4 protein-coding genes, 1 pseudogene and 1 riboswitch are annotated in these 4,429 nt (G+C 73.0%); of the genes and pseudogenes, 3 read left to right on the top strand and 2 right to left on the bottom strand.

Features of this window, described 5'->3' with window-relative positions:
- Positions 1-429: pseudogene (locus HUW36_RS26575) on the bottom strand (ornithine cyclodeaminase family protein); the annotation flags it as partial.
- A 96-nt stretch (positions 430-525) separates the two neighbouring features.
- A riboswitch (guanidine-III (ykkC-III) riboswitch) is annotated at positions 526-591 on the top strand.
- 56 nt (positions 592-647) lie between these two features.
- Between HUW36_RS26575 and HUW36_RS26580 the strand changes: the two are divergent.
- Positions 648-962, top strand: a complete 315-nt coding sequence (locus tag HUW36_RS26580; RefSeq protein ID WP_099162047.1) for a DMT family transporter — start codon at positions 648-650, stop codon at positions 960-962.
- Between the two features lie 86 nt (positions 963-1,048).
- Positions 1,049-1,288: a hypothetical protein gene (locus HUW36_RS26585; protein ID WP_174530648.1), complete on the top strand. Its 240-nt coding sequence runs from the start codon at positions 1,049-1,051 to the stop codon at positions 1,286-1,288.
- Between the two features lie 63 nt (positions 1,289-1,351).
- On the opposite strand, the gene HUW36_RS26590 is transcribed toward HUW36_RS26585, so the two are convergent.
- On the bottom strand, positions 1,352-3,802 hold the full coding sequence (locus HUW36_RS26590; protein ID WP_174530649.1) for a DNA translocase FtsK: 2,451 nt from the start codon (positions 3,800-3,802) through the stop codon (positions 1,352-1,354).
- Between the two features lie 113 nt (positions 3,803-3,915).
- On the opposite strand from HUW36_RS26590, the gene HUW36_RS26595 reads away from it, so the two are divergent.
- Entirely contained in the window at positions 3,916-4,395 is a 480-nt protein-coding gene (locus tag HUW36_RS26595; protein WP_174530650.1) for a type III secretion system chaperone family protein, read from the top strand.
- Positions 4,396-4,429: the final 34 nt, after the last annotated feature.

Raw genomic sequence — 4,429 nt, forward strand, 5'->3', positions numbered from 1 at the left:
CGGCCGGACCGCCGCGGCGGCCCACACCTGGGTCCACGCCTGGCGGCCGGAACCCACCACCCCGAGCGTGGCGGCGTCCGCGCGGGCCAACGCGTCCACGGCGACACCGCCCAGCCCGCCGGTACGCCGGGAGCCCAGCTCCTCGCCGACGGCGATGGCGCGCACCGCGCCGGTGGTGGCGTCGTGCAGCACCACGAGCTGCCCGCTCTCCGGGTGCCCGAACGTGTCGTAGGAGCGGAAGCCGTACCACTCGCCGGTGAGGTGCCCGGCGGTGAGCACCATCCGGCCGCCGCCCAGCGGCGCGGACGCCCGGGGCGGGGCGATCAGCCGGCCGGCGTACGCGGCCAGCAGCGCGTCCCGCATGGCGGCGACGGTGCGCGGGGCGTCCAGGGCCGCCGCGACGTCCTCGTCGGAGAAGAGCACGGTCATGGGAGCCATCCTGCAACTTGAAGTTCGCGTGAACTCCAGCGATGGTGGCCTTTCTCACCACGCCTCCGGTTCCGCCCGTCCGGTGCTAGCGTCGGCCAGGACGGCCCGTGGGTCGTCCCGGACGAGTGGTGGGCGTACCCGGTCAGGCCAAGACGCCCCGCGTGAACCGACCGCCGCCCGGCCGACCGCGCCGGGCCCGCCCGTCAGAGGTGATCGTCATGGCCTGGATCGTGCTGGTGCTCTCCGGACTGCTGGAGACCGCGTGGGCGATCGCGCTGGACCGCAGCGCCGGCTTCACCCGTCCGCTCCCCTCCGCCGTCTTCGCCGTCACGCTCGTCGGCAGCATGGCCGGCCTGGCGTACGCGCTGCGCGACATCCCGGTCGGCACCGGCTACGCGGTGTGGGTCGGCATCGGCGCGGTGGGCACCGCGCTGGTCGGCATGCTCGCGCTCGGCGAGCCGGCCAACCTGCCCCGGATCGCCTGCCTGCTGTTGGTGGTGGCCGGCGTGGTCGGCCTGAAACTCTTCCACTGATCGATGGCTGATCCGGTTTGGACAGCGGTCGCGCCGGGGTAGGTGATCCTCAGCTCACCGGCAGAGATCACCTCACGGAGGACACCATGGCCGACATCCACGCCACCGCCCGCCCGCGCAGCAACGCCGCCCGGATCTGCACCATCATCGCCTTCGTCTTCGCGGCCATCGCGATCTTCGTGCCGTTCCTCGGCCTGGTCGGGCTGATCCTCGGCATCGTCGGCGCGGTGCTCGGTGACAAGCCGCTCGGCTGGTACGCCGCCGTCGCGAGCGTCGCCGGCGCCGTCCTCGGTTTCATCCTCGCCGCCGCGATCCTGAACGCCTGACCACAGTCGTCAGCACCACGAGGGCCCGCCGGATCGTCCGGCGGGCCCTCGTCGTGCACCCGGCTACTCCTCGCCGCCGCGCAGGCCGACCAGGACCTCCTCCAGCTCGTCCGGCTTGACCAGCACGTCCCGGGCCTTGGAGCCCTCGGACGGGCCGACCACGCCCCGGGTCTCCATCAGGTCCATCAGCCGGCCCGCCTTGGCGAAGCCGACCCGCAGCTTGCGCTGGAGCATCGAGGTCGAGCCGAACTGCGAGGTGACCACCAGCTCGACCGCCTGCACCAGCAGGTCGAGGTCGTCGCCGATGTCCTCGTCGATCTTCTTCTTGCTGTCCTGCGCCGGGGCCAGCACGTCCGGGCGGAACTCCGGCTCCCGCTGGTCCTTGCAGAACTTGACCACGTCGGCGATCTCGCGCTCGGTCACCCAGGCGCCCTGGATCCGCACCGGCTTCGACGCGCCCATCGGCAGGAACAGGCCGTCGCCCCGGCCGAGCAGCTTCTCCGCGCCGGGCTGGTCGAGGATGACCCGGGAGTCGGCGAGCGAGGACGTGGCGAACGCCAGCCGGGACGGCACGTTGGCCTTGATCAGACCGGTGACCACGTCCACCGAGGGGCGCTGGGTGGCCAGCACCAGGTGGATGCCGGCGGCCCGGGCCAGCTGGGTGATCCGGACGACCGAGTCCTCCACGTCGCGCGGCGCGACCATCATCAGGTCGGCCAGCTCGTCCACGATCACCAGCAGGTACGGGTAGGGGCGCATCTCCCGCTCGCTGCCCGGCGGGGCCTTGATCTCGCCGTTGCGCACCTTGCGGTTGAAGTCGTCGATGTGCCGGACCCCGTTGGCGGCGAGGTCGTCGTAGCGCATGTCCATCTCGCGCACGACCCACTCCAGCGAGTCGGCCGCCTTCTTCGGGTTGGTCACGATCGGCGTGACCAGGTGCGGAATGCCCTCGTAGCCGGTCATCTCGACCCGCTTCGGGTCGATCAGCAGCAGCCGTACCTCGTCCGGCGTGGCCCGGGTCAGGACGGACACGAGCAGCGAGTTCAGGCAGGACGACTTGCCGGCGCCGGTGGCGCCCGCGATCAGGATGTGCGGCATCTTCGCCAGGTTGGCCACCACGTAGCCACCCTCGATGTCCTTGCCGAGCGCCACCACCATCGGGTGGTGGTCGCTGGTCGCGGCCCGCGAGCGCAGCACGTCGCCGAGCGACACGTTCTCCGGGTCGGTGTTGGGGATCTCCACGCCGACCGCGCTCTTGCCCGGGATCGGGCTGAGGATGCGCACGTCCGGCGACTTCACCGCGTACGCGATGTTGCGGGACAGCTGGGTGATCCGCTCGACCTTGACGCCCGGACCCAGCTCGACCTCGTAGCGGGTGACGGTCGGGCCGCGGGTGAAGCCGGTGACCGCGGCGTCCACGTCGAACTGCTCGAACACGCCGGTCAGCGCGGCGATCACCTCGTCGTTGGCCTTGCTCCGGGTCTTCGGCGCGGCGCCGCTGCCGAGCATGTTGGCCGGCGGCAGCGTGTAGTCGCCGGCCAGCCCCGTGAGCGCGAGCTGCTCGGCGCGGGTCGGCAGCGGCGAGTGCTCCGGCGGGTCCACCGGCTTGCGGTTCGCCGGCACCTTCATCTTGCGCGGCAGCACGATGGTGTCCTGGAGGTCCACGCCGGCCAACTCGTCGTCCGGGTCCAGCGGGTCCATCGGCGGCGGGAGCCGCTTCGCCGGCCGCCTGCGGGCCGGCTTCGCCGGCGCCTCGACCTCGGCGGCCTCCTCCTCGATGGCGGGCGCGTCCGGGTCGGCGCGCAGCCCCAGCCGCTCCGGGATCTTGTTGATCGGGGTCGCGGTGACCACCAGCAGGCCGAACACCAGCAGCAGGAGCAGCAGCGGCATGGCCACCCAGGCGGTCACCGCCGACTTCAGCAGGTCGCCCACCCCGGCGCCGAGCAGGCCGCCGGCGTAGTCGCGCTGCACCTCGTCGACCGGGTTCTGGCCGATGTGCAGCATCGCGGCGGTGGCCAGCAGCATGGAGCCCCAGCCGACCAGCCCACGGCCGCGATGCTCGGGGTCGGCGGGCGTGCGCATCAGCCGCCACGCACCGACCATGAACAGCACCGGCAGCACGATGGAGATCGCCCCGACGAAGAGCCGCACGGTGTCGGCCAGGTGCCGGCCCACCGGCCCGGCGCCACCGCCCCAGATGCCCACCGCACTGAGGATGGCCAGGCCGAACAGGAGCAGACCGGCGCCGTCGCGGCGGTGCTCCGGGTCCAGGTCCCGAGTGGACGCGGCCTGCCGGCCGGCCGCCCGGAAGCCCCAGCCGACCGTGTGCGCCAGCCCCATCCACATCGCGTTGACGGCGCGGCCGACGAACGCGGCCGGGCTCGGCCCGGACGCCGGGCGCCGCCGCACGGGCTTGCGAGCCGTCTTCTTCGCCGGTTGGCGCGCACGGTTGTTCGTGGTGCCACGCGGCGACGCGCCGCGCCGCCGGCTCGCCTGAGAGGTACGGCCCGCCATAGAGTCACGGTAACGGCGGTACCCGGCGGAACGCCGCTTTTCCGGGTCGTGTCCGCGCGTCGCAGCACGGATCGGACCGTCGTTTGTGTTATTCGCCTCAGAAGGGATGCCCGATGGCGTCGCCGGAGATCGAGGACGGTCCGGACGGTCCCCTGGCCGGACACCCGCAGGCGTTGCGGCCGCTGACCGACGAGCTGATCGCCGCCGTGCTGACCCACCGCGGGTACGCGGTGGCCGAGGAGCCCGACGGCGCGCTGGCCGGGCGCTGGGAGCGGAGCCTGATCTGGTTCCACCGCCGGGGCGGGGCCGGTGAGCTGCTCCAGGTCCGCACCGTGACCGCGTACCGGTTCGGCATCGAGCGGGTGCCCGACCTGCAGGCGTTCTGCAACACCTGGAACCACGACCGGCTGTGGCCCAAGGCGTACGTGCACGTCGCCGACGACGGGACGGCCCAGGTCTGCGGCGAGGTCACCACCGACCTGGAACGCGGCGTCACCCCGCACCAGCTCGACCGGCTCGTCGAGTGCGGCGTCACCACCGGCTGCCAGCTCGCCGACGCCGTCGCCGAGCTGCCCGGCGGGTCGGTCCGGTGACGACCGCGCGGGACCGCGGGCTGGCCGCCGCGCT

The sequence above is a fragment of the Micromonospora maritima genome (assembly GCF_902825405.1).
GTDB classification, from domain to species: domain Bacteria; phylum Actinomycetota; class Actinomycetes; order Mycobacteriales; family Micromonosporaceae; genus Micromonospora; species Micromonospora maritima.